Consider the following 16,587-nt stretch of genomic DNA (forward strand, 5'->3'; position numbering starts at 1 on the left):
AACGAGACTCTCGGTTGTGCCGACGGCGACCGAGTTCCAGCAGATGCTGCGGGGCGTGTCGCTTCGGGTGACCGCCCCGCGCATGGCGGTGCTCAGCGCGGTGCACGAAAACCCGCACGCCGATACGGATTCCATCATCCGCGCGGTGCGCGACCGGCTCGCCGCCGTCTCGCACCAGGCGGTCTACGACTCGCTGCACACCCTCACCGCGGTGGGGCTGATCCGGTGCATCCAGCCCCTCGGATCGGTCGCCCGCTACGAGACCAGGGTCGGCGACAACCACCACCACGTGGTGTGCCGCGACTGCGGCGCCATCGCCGACGTCGACTGCGCCACCGGCCCGGCCCCGTGCCTGACCGCGACCGACGACCACGGCTTCTCGATCGACGAGGCCGAGGTCATCTACTGGGGCCGCTGCCCCGCCTGCAAGTCCTGATCGCAGCCCATCACCCCCTCAGGAAGGAACGTCGTGACATCCGATAGCCGTCCGCCCGCTCCCGACACTGCCACCAGCAGCAACAGCGAGAGCGAGAACCCGGCGCTCAAGTCCCCGACCGCGCACCCCGAGCGCCGCCCGCACACCAACCAGGACTGGTGGCCGGAGCAGATCGACCTCTCGGTGCTGCACGCGCACTCCTCGAAGTCGAACCCGCTCGGGCCCGACTTCGACTACGCCAAGGAGTTCGCGAAGCTCGACGTGGACGCGGTCAAGGCCGACGTCACCGCGGTGCTGACCGATTCCAAGGACTGGTGGCCCGCCGACTTCGGGCACTACGGCGGGCTGTTCATCCGGCTCAGCTGGCACGCCGCGGGCACCTACCGGATCGCCGACGGCCGCGGCGGCGGCGGGCAGGGCGCGCAGCGCTTCGCCCCGCTGAACAGCTGGCCCGACAACGGCAACCTGGACAAGGCGCGCCGGCTGCTGTGGCCGGTCAAGCAGAAGTACGGCAACAGCCTCTCCTGGGCCGACCTGCTGGTCTTCGCGGGCAACGTGGCGCTGGAATCCATGGGCTTCCAGACCTTCGGCTTCGGCTTCGGCCGCCCCGACGTGTGGGAGCCGGAGGAGGTCTTCTGGGGCCCGGAGGACACCTGGCTCGGCGACGAGCGCTACAGCGGCGAGCGTGAACTCTCCGGCCCGCTCGGCGCGGTGCAGATGGGGCTCATCTACGTGAACCCGGAGGGCCCGAACGGCCGCCCGGACCCGCTGGCCGCCGCCAAGGACATCCGCGAGACCTTCGGCCGGATGGCGATGAACGACGAGGAGACCGCCGCGCTGATCATCGGCGGCCACTCCTTCGGCAAGACGCACGGCGCGGGCAACCCCGATCTGGTCGGCGCCGAGCCCGAGGGCGCGCCGATCGAGCAGCAGGGGCTGGGCTGGAAGAGCACGCACGGCAGCGGCAAGGCCGGCGACGCCATCACCTCCGGGCTCGAGGTCATCTGGACCTCCACCCCGACCCAGTGGAGCAACGGCTTCCTGCAGAACCTCTACGGCTACGAGTGGGAGCTGCACAAGAGCCCGGCGGGCGCCTGGCAGTGGAAGCCGAAGGACGGCGCGGGCGAGGGCACCGTCCCCGACCCGTTCGACGGACCGCGGCGCGCCCCCGGCATGCTCACCACCGACCTGGCGCTGCGCGAGGACCCGATCTACGGCGAGATCACCCGCCGCTGGCTCGACCACCCCGAGCAGCTCGCCGAGGCGTTCGCCAAGGCCTGGTACAAGCTGCTGCACCGCGACATGGGCCCGATCAGCCGCTACCTCGGCCCCTGGGTGCCCGAGCCGCAGCTGTGGCAGGACCCGGTCCCCGACGTCGACCACGAGCTCGTCGACGAGCAGGACGTCACCGTGCTCAAGGCCACGGTGCTGGAGTCCGGGCTCTCGGTCGCGCAGCTGGTCAAGACGGCGTGGGCGGCGGCGTCGAGCTTCCGCAGCACCGACTTCCGCGGCGGCGCCAACGGCGCCAGGCTGCGGCTCGACCCGCAGAAGAACTGGGAGGTCAACGAGCCGGCCGAGCTGGCCAAGGTGCTCCCGGTGCTGGAGCAGATCCAGCAGGACTTCAACGCCTCCGCGAGCGGCGGCAAGAAGATCTCGCTGGCCGACACCATCGTGCTCGCGGGCAACGCGGCCGTGGAGAAGGCGGCCCGGGACGCGGGTCACGAGATCACCGTGAAGTTCTCCCCCGGGCGCACCGACGCCACGCAGGAGGACACCGACGTGGAGTCGTTCGCGGTGCTCGAGCCGCGCGCCGACGGCTTCCGCAACTACGTCCGCCCGGGTGAGAAGGCGCCGCTGGAGCGGCTGCTGCTGGACCGCGCCTACCTGCTCGATGTCACCGCTCCCGAGCTCACCGTGCTGATCGGCGGGCTGCGCGTGCTCGGTGCCAACTACGCCGGCAAGGAGCACGGCGTGTTCACCGACCGGCCGGGTGTGCTGTCCAACGACTTCTTCGTCAACCTGCTCGATCAGGACATCGAGTGGAAGGGCTCGAAGTCCGAGGAGAACGTCTACGAGGGAACCCGCGGCGGCACCCCGGTCTACACCGCCACCGCCAACGACCTGGTCTTCGGCTCGCACTCGCAGCTGCGGGCGCTCGCCGAGGTGTACGCCCAGAACGACGGGGCCGCGAAGTTCGTGAACGACTTCGCCGCCGCGTGGGCCAAGGTCGCCGAGAACGATCGTTTCGACCTGCGCTGATCGTCGCTCATCAATGCCGGGCCGGTCCTTCGGGGCCGGCCCGGACTCGTTCCGGCTCACCGGCGGAACACGGCGCGCACGCAGCCGTCGTCCTCGCCCCCGAGCGGATCGTCACCGCCCACCGCGGAGGTTTCCGTGGCCCGAGCGGGGGCAAGCGGGGTGCATCCGCGCCGGTTGCCGACCGGCGACCACTCGCACACCCGGAGGCTCCTGTGTTCGCTCGCCGTCTCGTCCTCGCCGGTCTCGTCGTCGGCGTGTGTTTCACCGGGGCCCCGGCGGCGGGCGCCGACCCGGCCGCCGACGGCGTCCCCGCGCGCACCGCCTTCGCCCTGCGCACCCCGCTCGGTGGCTGGGGTACCGGGAACGAGACCCAGCCGCGCACCGCGCTCTCGCTGGCCAAGCTCTACCTCGCCGACTACGCGGTGCGGCACGGCGTCCCCGCCGACCTCGCCGCCGCCGAACGCGCCATCCGCTTCTCCGACGACGCCGCCGCCGACACCCTCGGCGCCCGCTACCCGCAGGCCATCGGCGCGATCGCCGCCGAATACGGGCTCGCCCGGACCGCGGGCGAGTACTGGGGAACCGTCACCACGAGCACCGCCGACGTCGCCACCTTCCTGCTCGCCAAGCAGACCACCGACCCGAACTCCCCGCTCCTGCTCTGGATGGCCACCGCCGCCCCCACCGCGGCCGACGGCACGGCGCAGAACTGGGGCACCGCCGACGTCCCCGGCGTCATCGGCTCCAAGTGGGCCTGGTCCGACACCGGCACCCCCGAGGTCGCCTCCGCCTCCTTCGGCCCCGGCTTCGTGGTGGTCGCGCACACCACCGGCGGCACCGGCGAGCACACCGCCGATGTCTTCGCCGGGATCGCGGCGGCCGTGGCGGACACGGTGCTGCCCGGCTGAGTATGCCGGGGCCGCTGCGTCATTCGCCGCCCGAGCCGGATCGTGCTACCTTGCATCGGAGTTCGCCATCGCGGCCGAACTTCCGCGCAGCGGCACCGTGGGGGGCCGCGCCGGGGTTTCGCCGCGGCGAAACCGGGCATGCGGTCTGTACTCACCCGCGGTGACCCACCGGCACGCGTCACCGATTTCCGCCGGAGGTTTCCGTGCCTGCTCGACTGCTCTGTATCGCGCTCGCCGTCGCCGCGTCCTGTGTCCTGCCCGCACCGGTCGCCGGTGCCGAGCCTGCCCCGGTGACCGAGCCCGCCCCGGTGACCATCGCCACCGACGAGGTGCCCGCCAGGACCGCGTTCTCGGCCCGCACGCTGCGCGGCGACCGGTGGGGCTCGGCCAACGAGAACGAGCCGCGCGCCGCGCTCTCGCTGGCCAAGCTCTACCTCGCCGACTACGCCGTGCGGCGCGGCGTCCCCGCCGACCTCGCCGCCGCCGAACGCGCCATCCGCTTCTCCGACGACGCCGCGGCCGACACGCTCGACGCCGCCTACCCGAATGCGGTGGCCGAGATCGCCGCCGAGTACGGGCTGACCAACACCGGGGGCGGCTACTGGGGCACCTCGACCACCAGCACCGCCGACGTGGCCACCTTCCTGCTCACCAAACTCTGCACCGACCCCGGCTCACCGATCCTGGACTGGATGGCCGACGCCGCGCCGGTCGCCGCCGACGGCACCGAGCAGAACTGGGGTACCGCCGAGGTACCCGGCGTTCAGGGCACCAAGTGGGGCTGGTCCGACACCGGGATCTCGGAGGTGGCCTCGGCCTCGTTCGGCGCGGGCTACGTCGTGGTAGCCAACACGATCGGCGACACCGGCGAGCACACCCAGGACGTCCTCGCCGGGGTCGGCGCCGCCGCGCTCGAGGCCGCGAACTCGCGCTGAATCGTCAGGCCCGGGTCACCGGGATGCCCGGCAGCGCGGCGCCGATCCGGCGCAGCATCTCGCGCACCACGATCCGATGCCCGCCGGAGCCGATGACCAGCGCCCGGTAGACCGTCCCGTGCAACCCGGGGAACTCCGCCCAGCTCTGCGCGCGCACCCGGGTGCCATCCGGACCGAGGTCGTCCAGCTCGAAGATCAGCTCGTACCGGGAAAACCAGTGCTGGCCGCGCAGCGCGAGCCGGCGCGGCGCATCCGCCTCGCCGAGCCGGAACCCGAGCGGGACGGTCGCGGGGTCGTCGGGGTCGCGGCAGACCATGGTCAGCAGCGCGCGCCACACCCGCTCGGGCTCGGCGGCGAAGGATCTGGCATGCTCATCGATATAGGGTAAACGCTCCATATAGAAGGAACGTACTAGTAGTGGCACCTCCCCGCAAGCACGACACCGATGTGATCCTCGACGCCGCCCGCGCGCTCGTCCTCGGCGACGGCCCGCGGGCGGCAAGCGTCGCCGCCATCGCCGCGGCCAGCGGCGCCCCGGTCGGCACGCTCTACCACCGCTTCGGCAACCGCGACGGCGTGCTGGGCGCGCTCTGGCTGCGCGCGCTGGAGCGCTTCCAGCGCCGGGCGCTCGCCGCCGCCGCGGCCGCCGATCCCGTCCAGGCGGGTATCGCCATGGCGCTCGCCACCCTGGAGTTCGGCCGCGACCTGCCCGACGACGCCCGGCTGCTCCTCGGCGTGCGCCCGGCCGACCTCCTCGACGGCGGCCCCGACGCCGCCTTCCGCGCTCGCCGCGACGAACTCAACGTCCCGCTCTACGCCCGCCTCGACCACCTCGCCACCGCCCTGACCGGCGCCGCCGGCGCGCGCGCGGTCGAGGCCGTCAGCCGCGCCGTCGTTGACCTCCCCTACGCCGCGCTGCGCAGGCACTCCCCCGCCCCGCCGGAGTGGCTCGCCGAGGATCTCGCCGCCGCGGTGCGCGCGCTGCTGACCGTCCCGAACCTGGGCGTCCGACAAGGTTGATTCACCTTTCCCGCCCCGTGGGCGGTGCCCGCCCCGGTCACGGAATCTCGAGTGGCGGCTTTACCCCGTGGCCGCTATTCTCAACCGCGAAATTTTCGGATCTGCTTGCCGGGCTGCGACTTCGGTTATCCAGATCGCCGCAGCAAGGGTCGGAGGCGCCGACACGACGCCCTCCGGCGAGCGCGAAAGTGCAGGACGTGTCGGATTCTTCCAAGCCGCGGGCCGACGAGCCCGCGAGTCCAGGGTCGCGCCCCCTCGTGGTGGCGCTGCTGTCGATCGTGGTGGTCATCGTCGGGCTCGTGGTCCCGCCCGGCGTGCTGACCTCCGGTGATACCCGGGTCATCCTCTCCGTGGTCGGCGCCGCGGGCGGGCTGCTGTTCACCGTCGCGGTGCTCGTCGGGCTGCGGTTCCACCGCAAGGCCGCCGAGGCCGCCGCCGCGGCCGCGGCCGCGCAGGCCGCCGTCGAGGCCGGGAACGCGGAGGCGAAGGAGCGGATCGCCGAGGCCGAGCACCGGGCGGCCGGCGCCGAGGCCATGCGCGCGCAGGACGGCGCCGCCACCGACGACGCGGTCGGCCGGGCCAGGGAGAGCGAGCACCGCAGGGCCGCCGCCATGGCCGCCTTCGCCGGCGCCGCCGGGCGCATGCAGGCCATGACCACCAGCATGCTGGCCGAGCTGCGCGAGATGGAGCACAAGCACGCCGACCCCAAGGTGCTGGCCGACCTGCTGCACCTGGACCACCGCACCGCGCAGGCCGGGCGGCTCGCCGACAGCATCGCGGTGCTCTCCGGCGCGCGCTCCGGGCGGCGCTGGGCCAAGCCGATCGCGATGGAATCCATCCTGCGCGGCGCGATGGGCCGGGTCTCCGGGTACCAGCGGGTGCGGCTGCGCGCCGTCGCCGACGTCGGGATCGCCGGGCACGCCGCCGAGGGCGTCATGCACGCGCTCGCCGAGCTGCTCGACAACGCCTGCAACTTCTCCCCGCCCACCACCGAGGTGCACGTCTACGCGGCCGAGGTGCCCGCAGGCGTCGTCGTCACCATCGAGGACAGCGGCCTGGTGATGAGCGAGTCCGCGCTGCGCCGGGCCGAGTTCGCGGTCTCCGGCGCCGGCGCGGGCGGCCGCGGCATCTCCTCGGCCGACCTGGCCTCGCTGACCGGGACCAGGCTCGGCCTCGCCGTGGTCGGGCACCTGGCCCGCAAGCACGGCCTCACCGTCTCCTACCGGCCCTCGGCCATCGGCGGCACCGCCGTGGTGATCGTGGTGCCGCGTGACCTCACCGCGCGGGTCGACCGCACCCGCCGCCCCCAGCTCGCCCCCGCCGGACCGGCGGAGGCAGCACTGGCCGTCGAGCGCGCCGAGGCCGAACCGGCCGCGCTGCCCGCCGGCGACGCGCCGCTGCCCAAGCGCCGCCGCGGCAGCACGCTCGCGGCCGTGCACCCCGCCGGGATCGGCGCCGATGCCGCCCCGGCGAGGGCCGCGAGCGCCGCGCACAAGGTCGAGCCCTCCGCGCTCGGCGCCTTCCAGCGTGCGGTGACCGGCCGCGACGATGCCGTCGCGCCGCCGCACTCCTCCCCCTCACCCGCCCTGGAGAACGATCGATGACTACCTCCACACCCGCGCAACTGGGCTGGCTGCTGGAACAGCTGCTCGCCCGCACGCCGCACGCCAGGCACGCGCTACTGCTCTCCGGTGACGGGCTCAAGATCTGCCACACCCCCGAACTCTCGGTCGACAAGGCCGATCAGCTCGCCGCCATCGCGGCGGGCATCCAGAGCCTCTCGCACGGCGCCTCGGCCGAGTTCGGCGACGGCCGCAGCGGGGTCAGGCAGTCGATGACCGAGTTCTACGGCGGCATCCTGTTCATCGTCGAGGCCGGGCGCGGATCGCACATCGCGGTGCTCGGCGACGAGGAGGCCGACGCCGGGCTGGTCGGCCACAATATGCGCGAGATCGTCGAGCAGCTCGGCGAGCACCTCGCGATGGCACCGCGGGTCACGGGAGCGAGCCTGTCGTGACCAGGCCAGGTCGCGACGACGACCCCGATCGGCTCTATACGCTCACCGGCGGCCGCACCCGCCCGGACTCCGACGCCTTCGATCTGGTGACCCTGGTGGTGGGCGAGTGCGACCCGGCGCCGGGCATGCAGTCCGAGCACACCGCCATCCTGGAGCTGTGCCGGGCGCCGATCGCGGTGGTCGAGATCGCGGCCGAGTTGCGGCTCCCGGTCGGCATCACCACGATTCTGCTGTCGGATCTGTTGCACGCCGGGAAGATCACGGTGCGCCATCCGCACGGGGCGGACGGCGCCTACCGGATGCCGCCCGCAGACTCGACCACTCTGGAGAAGGTGCTCGTTGGACTCCGCAATCTCTGACCACCGGCCCAGCCGCGCCGACGCCCCGCTGCTGGCCAGCACCAATCAGGGGCTCAAGATCGTGGTGGTCGGCGGATTCGGCGTCGGCAAGACGACGCTGGTGCGCGCGGTGAGCGAGATCCGCCCGCTGGACACCGAGGCCACCATGACCGACGCCGGGCTCGGCATCGACGACACCACCGGCGCGCCGGGCAAGACCACCACCACCGTCGCCTTCGACTTCGGCCGCATCACCATCGACGCCGAGCACGTGCTCTACCTGTTCGGCGCGCCCGGCCAGGAGCGGTTCTGGTTCCTCTGGGACCGGCTCTTCGCCGGCGCGCTCGGCGCCATCGTGCTGGTCGACCGGCGCCGGATCGCCGACTCCTGGTACGCCATCGACCGGCTGGAGGCGCAGCGCACCCGATTCGTGGTGGCCTGCAACAACTTCGGCGGCGCGTCCCGGCTGGAGGAGGTGCGCGACGCGCTCGACCTCGACCCGCACGTCCCCCTGCTCGACTGCGACGCGCGCTCCAGGGATTCGGCCAAGCACGTCCTCATCGCCCTGGTCGAGCACCTGCACGGCACCGCCACCGGCGTGGCGTCGCCCGGACGCGGCATCGTCGCCCCCGGGGCGCGGTTTTGACCCACGCCGAACACCGGGCGGTGCCGCCGGTCGGCCCGCGCCTCCACACCGACCCGCAGCGGCACTACCCCCGCCCGGTGAGCGGCAGCCCGACCCCACCCCCTCAGCTGCGGCCGCCCGGCCGCCGGACCCGCCGGAGAACCATGGTGCCCGACCTCGTCCCAGCCCTGGCCGCACCGGTGCGCGGAGCGCGCCCGTGACGCGCCCGGAGAACACCGCCAGGATGGCGGGCTGCCCGGTGAGCCCGCAGGCCGCGGTGCCGCTCAGCGGCCCCCGCTTCCACACCGACCCGCACCGGCTCTACGGCGAGATGCGCCGCGACCACGGCCCGGTGGTCGCCGTCGAGCTGCCGGGCGGGGTGCCCGCCTGGCTGGTCATCGGCTACCGCGAGCTGCACCAGGTGACCAGCGACCCCGACCTCTTCCCGCGCGACGTCGGGCTCTGGAACCAGTGGCCGAACATCCCCGAGGACTGGCCGCTGCTGCCCATGGTCGGGCGGCCCATGCCCTCGATCTACTTCAGCGCGGGCGCCGAGCACCGCAGGCACCTGGCCATGGTGGAGCCCGCGCTGGAGGCGGTCGACGGGTTCGGGCTGCGCCGCACCTGCGAGCTGCTCGCCGACCGGCTCATCGACGGCTTCTGCGGCCGCGGCGAGGCCGACCTGGTCGCGGAGTACGCCGAGCCGCTGCCGGTGCTCGCGCTCGCCTGGATCCTCGGCTTCCCCGACGAGGACGGCGCCCAGCTGGCCTGGACCATGAAGACCCTCGCCGACGGCGGCGCCGACGCCCAGGCCGCCTACGGCGCCTTCGGCGAGCTCATGCAGAACCTGCTGGCGCTGGCCAAGTCCCGGCGCGGCGACGACCTGGTGGCCCGGCTGCTGCAGCACCACGAGCGCTTCACCGACGAGGAGTACGTGCTCGACCTGATGGCGATCACCGCCGCCGGGCACCTGCCCACCGCGGACTGGATCGGCAACTCGGTGCGGCTCATGCTCACCGACGACCGCTTCGCCGCCGCGCTCGGCGCCGGGCGGCACAGCATCGGCCAGGCCATGAACGAGGTGCTCTGGGAGGACACCCCCACCCAGATCCTGGCCGGGCGCTGGGCCGCCCGCGACACCAGGCTCGGCGACGAGACCATCAGGGCGGGCGACATGCTGCTGCTCGGGCTGGCCGCCGCCAATGCCGACCCGCACGTGCGCCAGCACGCCGACGGCGCGGGCGGCAGCACCGACCCGACCCACTCCGGCAACAACGCGCACTTCGCGTTCAGCCACGGCGAGTACCGCTGCCCGTACCCGGCGCAGCAGATCGCCGAGATCATCGCGCGGACCGGGCTCGAGGTGCTGCTCGACCGGCTGCCCGACCTCGATCTGGCCGTCGCCCCCGGCAGCCTGGTGCGCAGGCCGTCGGCGTTCCTGCGCGGAATGACCTCGCTCCCGGTACATTTCACGCCAGTCCCCGCAGTCGGAGGTTTTCTGTGAGTTCATCCTGCCCGCATGCCGTGCCCATCGATCCGATGGTCGGCGATCTCGCGGGTGAGACCGATCGGCTGCGCGCGGCGGGCGCGCTGACCCGCATCGAGCTGCTCGGCGTGCCCGCGTGGACGGTGACGCAGCACAACCTGGCCAGGCAGCTGCTGACCGATCCCCGGCTGGTCAAGGACATCGGTGCCTGGAAGCTCTTCAGCGACGGCGTGGTCACCAGGGAGTGGCCGCTGATCGGCATGATCGATGTCAAGCGCTCGATGTTCACCGTGGACGGCGCCGAGCACCGCCGGCTGCGGATCAAGACCACCCAGGCGCTCTCCCGGCGCAGGCTGGACGCGCTGCGCCCGATCGTCGAGCGCTACGTCGCCGAGCTACTCGACGACCTGGAGGCCGCCGGTGCCACGGGCGAGCCGGTCGACCTCAAGCAGGTCTTCGCCTACCCGCTGCCCATGCGCGTGGTGAGCGAGCTCATGGGCGTGCCGCGCACCGACCACGAGCAGCTGCTCACCTGGTACAAGGCGTTCTTCTCGCTGCTCACCCCGCAGGACGAGCGGCTCGCCACCATCGACCGGCTCACCACCTACTACACCGCGCTGGTCCGGGAGAAGACCGCCACCCCGGCCGACGACCTCACCTCCGCGCTGATCCACGAGAACGGCGACGGTGAGGAGCCGCTCACCGAGGAGGAGGTGATCGGCAACCTGGAGGCGCTGGTCGCCGCGGGCCACGAGACCACCGTCAACCTGATCCTGGCCACCGTGCGCGCACTGCTGAGCAACCCCGAGCAGCTGGCGCGGATCCGCGCCGACGAGGTCTCCTGGGCCGACGCCGTCGAGGAGACGCTGCGCTTCGACGGCCCGGTCATCCACCTGCTCATGCGCTTCGCCACCGAGGACATCGTGCTGGACGAGGGCACCATCCCCGCGGGCGACGGCGTGGTGATCTCCTACCGGGCCATCGGCCGCGACACCGGCGTGCACGGCGTGGACGCCGACGTCTACGACAGCGCCCGCCCCACCGCGCACCGCAATATCTCCTTCGGTTACGGCCCGCACATCTGCCCCGGCGCCACCCTGGCCCGGCTGGAGGCGACCCTCGCGCTCCCCGCGCTCTTCGCCCGCTTCCCGAATCTGCGCGCGGCGGGCGATCTCGCGGCGCTGCCGAACATGCCGGTGCTCACCCAGAACGATCTCTCCGCGCTGCCGGTCCTGCTCAGCTGAGTTTCGTTGCCGCGCAAGCGGGAAATGCCCGGCGGTGCCCCGAAACGACACCGCCGCGCAGCGACGCGAACGAGGCGTCGCCGCACTCTGGCGCGCGGGAAAGGCCGCCGTGCGGCGCGGCAAGACCGGTCCGGCCGCGCGGCGGCGCGAACTCTGCCGGGTCGCGAAGCGAACCTTCGGCTGGCCGGAGCTGCGCGCCGCCCAGCTCGACGCCATGCTCCCGCTCACCGCGGGCCGCGACGTGCTCGCGGTCATGCCGACCGGCGCCGGGAAATCCGCGGTCTACCAGGTGCCGACGCTGCTGCTGGACGGCCCGACGCTGATCGTCTCCCCGCTCACCGCGCTGCACCGCGACCAGGTCCAGCAGCTGGCGCGGACCGACGCGCCGCTCGCCGTCGCGATCAACGCCACCCAGTCCGCCGCGGCCACCGAGCAGGCGTGGGCCGCACTGGCCGACGGCACCGCGAAGTACCTGTTCCTCGCCCCCGAGCAGCTCGCCAAGGCCGAGCTGCTCGACCGGGTGGCGGCGCTGCGCCCCGGGCTCTTCGTGGTGGACGAGGCACACTGCGTCTCGGCCTGGGGCCACGACTTCCGCCCGGATTACCTGCGGCTCGCGCACGCCGCCGAGCGCGTCGGCAGGCCGCCGGTGCTCGCGCTCACCGCCACCGCCAACGGCCCGGTCCGCGAGGACATCACCCGCGTGCTCGGCCTGCGCGACCCGGCCACCATCGTCGCCGGTTTCGACCGGCCCAACCTCGCGCTCTCGGTGCGCGCCACCCACACCGCCGACGACCGCGACGCCGCCGTGCTCGACCTCGTCAGCACCGGCCCGGCCCTGGTCTACACCGCCACCCGCCGCGACACCGAGCGGCTGGCCGCCGCCTTCCGCGAGCGCGGCGTCGACGCCGCCGCCTACCACGCGGGGATGAATGCCGCCGAGCGCAACGCGGTGCACGAGCGCTTCCGCACCGACCGGGTCGCGGTGGTGGTCGCGACCTCGGCCTTCGGCATGGGTATCGACAAACCCGGCGTCCGCGCCGTCGTGCACGCCGCCGTCCCGGACTCGCTGGACTCCTACTACCAGCAGATCGGCCGCGCGGGCCGGGACGGCGATCCGGCCGAGGCGATCCTGTGCTTCCGCGCCGAGGACCTCGGGCTGCAGCGCTTCCTCACCGGCCGCCGGGTGGACACCGACGGCCTGCGCGCCCTCGCCCGCACCCTGCACCGCAGGCCGGACCCCGCGACGCTCGCCGAGCTCACCGCGGCGAGCGACCGCTCGCGCCGCCGCACGCTCAACAACCTGAACCTGCTCGAGGCGGCCGGGCAGGTGGAGAGCACCGCGGACGGCCGCTTCCGCGGCACCGGCGCCGACCCGGAGACGGCGCCCGAGCGCGCCGCCGAGATCGCCGAGCGCCGCGCCCGGCTCGACCGCTCCCGGCTGGAGACCATGCGCGCCTACGCCGAGACCCCGCTGTGCCGCAGGCAGTTCCTGCTCGGCTACTTCGGCGAGGTGCGCGAGGAGCGGTGCGGCAACTGCGACACCTGCCTGGCGGGCACCGCGCCGCCGATCGAGCGCGTCGCGGGCCCGTTCCCGGCGGGCGCGGCGGTGCGGCACCCGGAGTTCGGCGACGGCGAGGTGGTCCGGCGCGAACCGGAGACGGTGACGGTGCTCTTCACCGAGGCCGGGTGCCGCAGCCTCTCGCTGGCCGCGATCGAGGAGGGCGACCTGTTGCACGAGCGCTAACCCCTCCGCATCTCGCGCAGCAGGTCCTCCAGGAAGCCGGTGCTCTCCGCGGGCGAGAGCGCCTGCACCGCGAGCCGGTTCATGACCGCGAGGTACAGCTCCACGTCGCGCTGCTTGTCCAGGTAGATGGAGCTGGTGAGCTGCTCGGTGTAGACGATGTCGGGCAGCTCGGGCTCGGGGAAGCGCAGGATGCTGAACGGCCCGCCCGCCGCCGAGTGCCCGCCCGCGGCGTAGGGCAGCACCTGGATCCGCACGTGCGCGTGCTCGGCCATCGCCACCAGGTGCGCCACCTGCTCGCGCAGCACCTCGGCGCCGCCGACCGGGCGGCGCAGCGCGTTCTCGTCCAGCACCGACCACAGGGTCGGCGGGGCGGGCCTGGTCAGGATGCGCTGCCTGCGCATGCGCATGTCCACCCGGCGATCGGTCTCGTCGGAATTGCCCAGCTCGATGACGGCGCGGGCGTAGTCCGGGGTCTGCAGCAGCCCGGGGATGAACTGCGCCTCGTAGGTGCGGATGGTGGTGGCCGCCTGCTCCAGCCCGATGTAGGTCTCGAACCAGCTGGGCAGCAGGTCGCTGTAGCTCTGCCACCAGCCCGGGTCGTTGGCGCGCTTGGCCATCTCCAGGAACGGCTCGCGCGCCACCGGATCGTTCACCCCGTAGAGGGTGAGCAGATCACGCAGGTCCCGCTCCTTGAACCCGGTGCGCCCCAGCTCCAGCCTGCTGATCTTGGCGTGCGAGCCGCGGATGGCGTACCCCGCCGCCTCCCGGCTGATCTCGCACTCCTGGCGCAGCTGGCGCAGCCTGCTCCCCAGTGCGACGCGCAGCACCGTCGGCCCCCGCTCGGCGGCGAGGAACTCGGCGAAGCCGCTGTTGTCGTCGTTGGTCATGGACCGCCTCCGGCCGGTGAACGAATACCCCTGCACGCGAAAGTCGCTTCCGGCACCCGCCATCCCCCGCGTCGCGCGCCGATACTACCGCCTCGCACCGCCCCCGGAGCGCCCGGTTTCCCTTGGTATTAGCGTGAATTCGCGTACCGGGTGTTTTCGAGGACGTGTCCCGTACCGACCGGCCCGATTGTCGGCTACCGCGAAACCCGCTCTCCGGCAATGCGATCGGTTCCCCGGTTATCGAGCGGAGCGCGCGGCGGGTGCGTAAAGTGCCCGGCAAGCGGTGCCGGGGCGGGGTACTCGGGCATTCTCACCGCAGCTCTACCAGGATCGAGTGCCAGGGGGCCGACCGTGACGTCGAACGAACTCCAGCTCACCGATGGCGAGGTGGCCGAGCGGCTGTCCGCCATCCTGACCAGCACCAGCATCGATCTCGCCACCTCGAGGGCGGGCGCGAACTGGTGCTCCACCGCCTTCTTCGCCGAGCGCTCCGGCGATCCCTTCCGGCTGCTGATCGTGCTCGAGGCGGGCGGCCGCACCCTCGACGCGCTGCGCGCCAACCCGAGCGTCGGGGTGAAGGTGGTGCCCACCGGCTTCCTCGGACCCTTCGCCCAGGGCGTCGGCACCGCGGCGGTGCGCACCGAACCGGAGACGCGGGACGAGATATTCCGCACAGTCGTGGCGAAGGAGCCCGCGCTGCGGCCCTTCCTCGCCGCCCCGGTCGAGGCGGTGGAGATCACCGTGGACTGGTGGCGGGTCACCCACGTCGGCGGCGGCCTGCTGCCGGGCCGGGTGCTGGAGCGCCCGGCGCCGCACTGATGTCGAACCCGAATCAGCAACTCGCCCAGCACATTCGGCTATTGCCGCGGTGTCGGCGGCGCTTCTAGGCTGAGCCCGCCGCGGCGCATCGGCGCCCGAGCCCGCGGCCTCGCACCCGCACAGAGAGGTCCCCATGCCCGAAGCCACTCCGCAGACCGGCGTCCGCGCCCCGGTCGGCGTGGACACCACGAGGGCCAGCATCGCCCGCGTCTACGACGCCACCCTCGGCGGCAAGGACAACTACCCGATCGACCGCGAGGTACGCGACCGGGTCGCCGAGGTCGCGCCCCGGCAGAGCGACGTGGCCAGGATGAATCGCCGCTGGCTGCACCGGGTGGTGCGCTACCTGGCGGGCACCGTGGGCATCGACCAGTTCCTCGACATCGGCGCCGGGCTGCCCACCGTCGGCAATACCCACGAGATCGCCCAGCAGCAGAACCCCGAGGCCACCGTGGTCTACGTGGACAACGACCCGGTCTGCAACGCGCACGGCCGGGTGCTGCTGGAACAGAACGAGTTCACCCACTTCGTCCCGGCCGACCTGACCGAGCCGGACACCCTGCTGCGGCACTCCGAGGTCACCGCGCACCTCGACCTGCAGCGCCCGCTCGCGCTCATCCTCTGCGGCATCCTGCACCACGTGGACGACGCGCTCGACCCGGCAGGCATCATGCGCTCCTACATCGAGGCGCTTCCCCCCGGCTCCTACGTCGGCATCACGCACTTCTACGACCCCGCCGACGGCGGGCCCGCGCACGACATGGCGCTCGAACTGCAGCGCCGCTTCACCGAGATGGGGCTCGGCTCCGGCTGGTACCGCACCGCCGAGCAGATCGCCACCTACTTCGGCGACCTGCAGATCGTCGAGCCGGGGCTGGTCGAGCTGGACGACTGGTGGCCGCCGGGCCCCGCGCTGCGCCCCCGGCTCACCGAGGAGCGGCTGCTGCTCGGCGGCCTCGGATTCAAGCCGGGCGCGCGATGACCGGCTACGACGACTTCGCCGGCGGCGCCGTCGACCCCGCGCGCTGGCAGTTCCTCGAGGTCCCGACCGGCCCCGGCGAGGCATGGCGCTACGCCGACCCGGCCGCCGAGGTCACCGTCGCGGGCGGCGCCGTCGCGGTGCGGATCCCGGAGTTCACCCTGGCCTGCCCGGCGGCGCAGATCCTGGACAACCCCAAGTTCCTCATGGTCTCCACCGCGGAGTTCGACCTCACCGCCGGGCCGCGCACCTTCGGCGTGCGGATGGCCGCCACCAATCTCGGCGCGGACGGCGCCGACTACCGCGACGGCTTCGCCGCCTTCAATGTCCTGGACATGGCGACCGCGCAGGTCTTCGACGCCATCGCCACCGGGCGGCACGCCTACGCCATCCACGAGCGGCTCTTCGTCCCCGGCGTCGTCGACCCGGCCGACGCGTTCACCCACGTGGTGCACGCCCCGCTGGTGGGCGAGGCGGTCAAGGCCGGGGAGTTCCAGCACTACGCGGTCACCATCGACCGCGCGGCCGAGCGCGTGGAGTGGCGGGCCGCCGGCACCCCGATCTACGCGGTGCGCGCGGCCGCGCTGCCGGAGCGGGTGCGGATCGGCTTCGGCATCATCACCCTGCACCCGCTCGCCGACGGCCGGAGCACCTCGCTGCGCGGCCAGGGGCTCGCCGCCGCCTGGCGCGACTTCACCGTCGACTGACTGTGATGATGATCTTGGTGACGCTGCGGGCGGGTCTGACCCTCCGACTGACTGACGTCTTCGACTGTCCGGTTTGGGATTTGTCGACTCGCTCGGGCGTCACCACGCACGCGGCCGGACGGGTGCTTGTGACTTCATAGGAGCTTGGTCCAGAAGCCCCGCCACAGTCTTGTCCACCCGCCC

Annotated in this window: 17 protein-coding genes; 15 read left to right on the forward strand and 2 right to left on the reverse strand. The window is 73.0% G+C overall.

Going from position 1 to position 16,587, the window contains the following annotated elements; translation table 11 throughout:
* Window positions 1-43: 43 nt before the first annotated feature.
* The 4 genes from NH2_RS09090 to NH2_RS09105 all read left to right on the forward strand — a co-directional run bounded on the left by NH2_RS09090 (window position 44) and on the right by NH2_RS09105 (window position 4,538).
* Window positions 44-436, forward strand: a complete 393-nt coding sequence (locus NH2_RS09090) for a Fur family transcriptional regulator (protein ID WP_281202023.1) — start codon at window positions 44-46, stop codon at window positions 434-436.
* 33 nt (window positions 437-469) lie between these two features.
* Window positions 470-2,695: a catalase/peroxidase HPI gene (gene katG / locus NH2_RS09095; protein ID WP_067651127.1), complete on the forward strand. Its 2,226-nt coding sequence runs from the start codon at window positions 470-472 to the stop codon at window positions 2,693-2,695.
* Between the two features lie 254 nt (window positions 2,696-2,949).
* Window positions 2,950-3,603 carry a hypothetical protein gene (locus NH2_RS09100; RefSeq protein WP_157103707.1) on the forward strand — a complete coding sequence of 218 codons (654 nt, stop codon included), beginning with the start codon at window positions 2,950-2,952 and terminating at the stop codon, window positions 3,601-3,603.
* 203 nt (window positions 3,604-3,806) lie between these two features.
* Window positions 3,807-4,538 carry a hypothetical protein gene (locus NH2_RS09105; protein ID WP_067651133.1) on the forward strand — a complete coding sequence of 244 codons (732 nt, stop codon included), beginning with the start codon at window positions 3,807-3,809 and terminating at the stop codon, window positions 4,536-4,538.
* 4 nt (window positions 4,539-4,542) lie between these two features.
* Here NH2_RS09105 and NH2_RS09110 read toward each other — a convergent pair whose 3' ends face one another.
* The gene (locus NH2_RS09110; RefSeq protein WP_067651136.1) at window positions 4,543-4,935 is read right to left on the reverse strand and encodes a hypothetical protein; all 393 of its coding nucleotides are present in this window, start codon (window positions 4,933-4,935) and stop codon (window positions 4,543-4,545) included.
* 20 nt (window positions 4,936-4,955) lie between these two features.
* Here NH2_RS09110 and NH2_RS09115 point away from each other — a divergent pair, with 20 nt between their 5' ends.
* The 8 genes from NH2_RS09115 (at window position 4,956) to NH2_RS09150 (ending at window position 13,012) form a co-directional block, all read left to right on the forward strand.
* Window positions 4,956-5,558 (forward strand): TetR/AcrR family transcriptional regulator, encoded by a 603-nt coding sequence (locus NH2_RS09115; protein WP_067651139.1) that lies wholly within the window; start codon window positions 4,956-4,958, stop codon window positions 5,556-5,558.
* A gap of 197 nt (window positions 5,559-5,755) precedes the next feature.
* On the forward strand, window positions 5,756-7,162 hold the full coding sequence (locus NH2_RS09120) for a sensor histidine kinase (protein ID WP_245650479.1): 1,407 nt from the start codon (window positions 5,756-5,758) through the stop codon (window positions 7,160-7,162).
* Window positions 7,159-7,575: a roadblock/LC7 domain-containing protein gene (locus NH2_RS09125; protein ID WP_067651145.1), complete on the forward strand. Its 417-nt coding sequence runs from the start codon at window positions 7,159-7,161 to the stop codon at window positions 7,573-7,575. The genes NH2_RS09120 and NH2_RS09125 overlap by 4 nt, the downstream gene beginning before the upstream one ends.
* On the forward strand, window positions 7,572-7,934 hold the full coding sequence (locus tag NH2_RS09130; RefSeq protein ID WP_067651148.1) for a DUF742 domain-containing protein: 363 nt from the start codon (window positions 7,572-7,574) through the stop codon (window positions 7,932-7,934). The genes NH2_RS09125 and NH2_RS09130 overlap by 4 nt, the downstream gene beginning before the upstream one ends.
* Entirely contained in the window at window positions 7,915-8,559 is a 645-nt protein-coding gene (locus NH2_RS09135) for a GTP-binding protein (RefSeq protein WP_067651151.1), read from the forward strand. The genes NH2_RS09130 and NH2_RS09135 overlap by 20 nt, the downstream gene beginning before the upstream one ends.
* A 196-nt stretch (window positions 8,560-8,755) precedes the next feature.
* Entirely contained in the window at window positions 8,756-10,042 is a 1,287-nt protein-coding gene (locus NH2_RS09140) for a cytochrome P450 family protein (RefSeq protein ID WP_084505354.1), read from the forward strand.
* Window positions 10,043-10,062: 20 nt separating this feature from the next.
* On the forward strand, window positions 10,063-11,268 hold the full coding sequence (locus tag NH2_RS09145) for a cytochrome P450 family protein (RefSeq protein ID WP_245650480.1): 1,206 nt from the start codon (window positions 10,063-10,065) through the stop codon (window positions 11,266-11,268).
* Between the two features lie 34 nt (window positions 11,269-11,302).
* On the forward strand, window positions 11,303-13,012 hold the full coding sequence (locus NH2_RS09150; RefSeq protein ID WP_245650481.1) for a RecQ family ATP-dependent DNA helicase: 1,710 nt from the start codon (window positions 11,303-11,305) through the stop codon (window positions 13,010-13,012).
* On the opposite strand, the gene NH2_RS09155 is transcribed toward NH2_RS09150, so the two are convergent.
* A complete protein-coding gene (locus tag NH2_RS09155; RefSeq protein ID WP_067651160.1) occupies window positions 13,009-13,899 on the reverse strand; it encodes a Sco1979 family transcriptional regulator in 891 nt (296 codons plus the stop codon). The two genes, NH2_RS09150 and NH2_RS09155, sit on opposite strands and share 4 nt — an antisense overlap.
* Before the next feature lie 351 nt (window positions 13,900-14,250).
* Between NH2_RS09155 and NH2_RS09160 the strand changes: the two genes are divergently transcribed.
* The 3 genes from NH2_RS09160 (at window position 14,251) to NH2_RS09170 (ending at window position 16,404) form a co-directional block, all read left to right on the forward strand.
* A complete protein-coding gene (locus NH2_RS09160) occupies window positions 14,251-14,718 on the forward strand; it encodes a hypothetical protein (RefSeq protein ID WP_067651163.1) in 468 nt (155 codons plus the stop codon).
* Between the two features lie 133 nt (window positions 14,719-14,851).
* Window positions 14,852-15,700: an SAM-dependent methyltransferase gene (locus tag NH2_RS09165; RefSeq protein WP_067651167.1), complete on the forward strand. Its 849-nt coding sequence runs from the start codon at window positions 14,852-14,854 to the stop codon at window positions 15,698-15,700.
* Window positions 15,697-16,404: a DUF6081 family protein gene (locus NH2_RS09170; RefSeq protein ID WP_067651170.1), complete on the forward strand. Its 708-nt coding sequence runs from the start codon at window positions 15,697-15,699 to the stop codon at window positions 16,402-16,404. The genes NH2_RS09165 and NH2_RS09170 overlap by 4 nt, the downstream gene beginning before the upstream one ends.
* The last annotated feature ends 183 nt before the right edge of the window (window positions 16,405-16,587 follow it).

The sequence above is a fragment of the Nocardia harenae NBRC 108248 genome (assembly GCF_001612885.1).
In the GTDB taxonomy this organism is placed as follows: Bacteria; Actinomycetota; Actinomycetes; order Mycobacteriales; family Mycobacteriaceae; genus Nocardia; species Nocardia harenae.